The sequence below is a fragment of the uncultured Planktosalinus sp. genome, from assembly GCF_963973675.1.
In the GTDB taxonomy this organism is placed as follows: domain Bacteria; phylum Bacteroidota; class Bacteroidia; order Flavobacteriales; family Flavobacteriaceae; genus Planktosalinus.
In genome coordinates this window covers 1-2,922 of the sequence record NZ_CAXBAN010000342.1, presented here as the reverse complement: position 1 = coordinate 2,922, position 2,922 = coordinate 1, and the positions used below count along the sequence as shown (strand labels likewise).

Sequence of the window (2,922 nt, the reverse complement as noted above, 5' to 3'; positions counted from 1 at the left end):
GCTGAAGTAATGACCGGCGACTATTTTCACACCGGCGACATAGGGGAAGTAGATACTGATGGATTTTTAAAAATAACCGACCGCAAAAAAGAAATGTTCAAAACCAGTGGCGGGAAATACATTGCCCCTCAATTATTGGAAAACGCTATGAAACAATCCCTGTTTATTGAACAAATCATGGTGATAGGCGATGGCGAAAAAATGCCGGCAGCTTTCATACAACCCAGTTTTGATTTCGTAAAGGAATGGGCAAAGCGTAAAAAAATTGACCTCGGAAATTCGTTGGAAGAACTTTGTAACAATGAAAAAGTCATTGCCCGCATTCAGGAAGAGGTAGATACTTTTAATGAACGTTTCGGGAAATGGGAAAAAATAAAACGTTTTGAACTCACCCCAGAAGTCTGGACCGTCGAAGCAGGTCACCTCACCCCCACTATGAAATTAAAACGCCGGGTAGTCAAAGACCGGTATACGAATTTGTATGAAAAAATATACACTCAATAAAATAAATTCCAATATAAAACCCCCTCAAAATCCAAGACAATTCGTCAAATCATAATTTATTGGCTTTAAAAAATAGATATTAGACAATTTTTTAATACATTTAATATCAACTAACTAATAAAAGCCACTAAAATGAAAACAAAAAATTTCTTAGTTTCCGGTATTGTAGGAGGTATTGTTTATTACCTTCTTGGATGGTTGTTTTATGGAATCCTTCTCGTAGATTTCTTTCCTCAACCCGAAATGACTTCTAATACAATGATATTCATTCTCTTAGGATGTTTAACTTATGGTTTGTTCATAGCTTATTTATTTACAAAATGGGCGCAAATTAGTACCGCAGCAACCGGAGCAAGTGCGGGTGCTGTTATCGGACTCTTTCTCGGCCTGTTTTTTAACTTTTTTAACATGGCTATGATGCCTGAAGCAACATATGAAATGGCAGCATTAGATCTGGTTGTAACAATAGTATCTACTGCAATTATAGGAGCCATCATTGGAGCTATAAACGGAAAACTAGGCTAAATCATTTAATAAAATTTACAATCAAACTCCTCCATCGTGAGGAGTTTTTTTATTCCTACTATTTTTTATTGAATTTATTATGCGTGCATAGTATTTTTTTGTATATTTACAATCCCATTAATTATAATTAATAAAGCTTCTTTCCATTTTGGGAGAGGTTCTACCAGAGGAAAATGAAAGAGAAAACAATCGATTACGTTTTAAGAACAACCTGGCAAGCAGTCACAAGAATGTACAATGAAGAAGCCGCTAAATTTGAAAGCACAATGGCTACCGGATTTGCACTTTTAAGCATCGACCCTGAAGAAGGCACCCCTTCCACCTCATTGGGTCCCCGTATGGGTATGGAAGCCACAAGTCTTTCAAGAACATTAAAATCAATGGAAGAACGTGGCCTGATTATTCGTAAACCCAATCCAGAAGACGGACGTGGTGTACTTATTTTCCTAACCGATTTCGGAAAAGAAAAAAGAGAGTATTCCAAAGATCGGGTGCTACAGTTTAATGAAGCCATAAAAAACAATATTTCAGAAGAAAAACTCAAACACTTCTTTGAGGTTACTGATACCATCAATGAAATGATTTCCAATAAAAAAGTATATACAAACGATTTAGTTTTTAAAAAATATGAGTAAACGTAGGATTAACAAAGTAGCCGTCATTGGCTCCGGAATTATGGGAAGTGGTATAGCACTGCATTTTGCCAACATTGGCGTGGAAGTGCTTCTGCTTGACATTGTTCCGCGAGAACTGAATGACAATGAAAAGAAAAAAGGACTCACTCTTGAAGACAAAGTTGTGAGAGACCGCTTGGTAAACGAATCGCTTCAAGAAGCTATCAAGTCCAAACCCTCACCGGTTTATCATAAGAGTTTTGCCAATCGCATCACTACAGGTAACCTTGAGGACGACATTGCCAAAGTAAAAGATGTTGACTGGATTATTGAGGTAGTAATCGAACGACTCGATATCAAAAAACAAGTATTTGACAATCTTGAAAAACACCGTACACCGGGAACGCTCATCACTTCAAACACCTCTGGAATTCCCATAAAATTTATGAATGAAGGCCGAAGTGAAGATTTCAAAAAACACTTCTGCGGCACCCACTTTTTCAATCCGCCGCGTTACCTGAAACTCTTTGAAATTATTCCCGGCCCTGATACTTCAAAAGAAGTGCTAAACTTCCTTAATGAATATGGTGAAAAGTTTTTGGGAAAAACTTCGGTATTGGCTAAAGATACTCCCGCTTTTATTGGAAACCGTATCGGTATCTTCGGTATCCAGAGCTTATTCCATCAAGTAAAAGAAATGGGACTCACCGTCACCGAAGTCGATAAACTCACCGGCCCGGTTATTGGCCGTCCAAAATCGGCTACTTTCCGCACTGTGGATGTTGTTGGGTTGGATACACTAGTGCACGTTGCGAACGGTATTTATGAAAACTGCCCAAAAGATGAAGCCCACGACCTTTTTAAACTACCTGATTTCATAGAAAAAATGGTAGAAAACAAATGGTTGGGAAGCAAAACCGGACAAGGTTTCTATAAAAAAATTAAAAACGACGACGGCAGCAGCGAAATCAAAGAGCTAAACCTCAACACGCTGGAATACCAATCAACCAAAAAAGCAAATTTTGCCACTCTTGAAAAAACAAAAACCATCGACAAACCCATTGACCGCTTTCCGGTGCTCGTGGATGGCGATGATAAAGCAGGCGAATTCTATCGCAAGAACTTCGCCGGAATGTTTGCCTATGTATCTAACCGCATTCCGGAAATTTCAGACGAACTCTACAAAATAGACGACGCCATGAAAGCCGGTTTCGGTTGGGAAAACGGTCCGTTTGAAATCTGGGATTCCATTGGTGTAGAAAAAGGGCTTGAACTCATC

Annotated in this window: 3 protein-coding genes and 1 pseudogene; all 4 read left to right on the top strand. The window is 38.7% G+C overall.

Annotated features, from left to right (window positions below; translation table 11 throughout):
- Window positions 1–504 (top strand): annotated as a pseudogene (locus tag AACY61_RS11640) (long-chain fatty acid--CoA ligase); the annotation flags it as partial.
- Window positions 505–636: 132 nt separating this feature from the next.
- Complete coding sequence (locus AACY61_RS11635; RefSeq protein WP_339611752.1) at window positions 637–1,029, top strand: hypothetical protein; 393 nt, start codon at window positions 637–639, stop codon at window positions 1,027–1,029.
- A gap of 173 nt (window positions 1,030–1,202) precedes the next feature.
- Window positions 1,203–1,664 carry a MarR family transcriptional regulator gene (locus AACY61_RS11630; RefSeq protein ID WP_339611751.1) on the top strand — a complete coding sequence of 154 codons (462 nt, stop codon included), beginning with the start codon at window positions 1,203–1,205 and terminating at the stop codon, window positions 1,662–1,664.
- Window positions 1,657–2,922: 3-hydroxyacyl-CoA dehydrogenase family protein (locus AACY61_RS11625; RefSeq protein ID WP_339611750.1), on the top strand; the 1,266-nt coding region annotated here is incomplete at its 3' end. The genes AACY61_RS11630 and AACY61_RS11625, both read left to right, overlap by 8 nt.

What these genes read in the sequence shown, in the direction of transcription:
- AACY61_RS11635 (WP_339611752.1), top strand. Translation starts at nt 637, where the DNA reads ATGAAAACAAAAAATTTCTTAGTTTCCGGTATTGTAGGAGGTATTGTT.
- AACY61_RS11630 (WP_339611751.1), top strand. Translation starts at nt 1,203, where the DNA reads ATGAAAGAGAAAACAATCGATTACGTTTTAAGAACAACCTGGCAAGCA.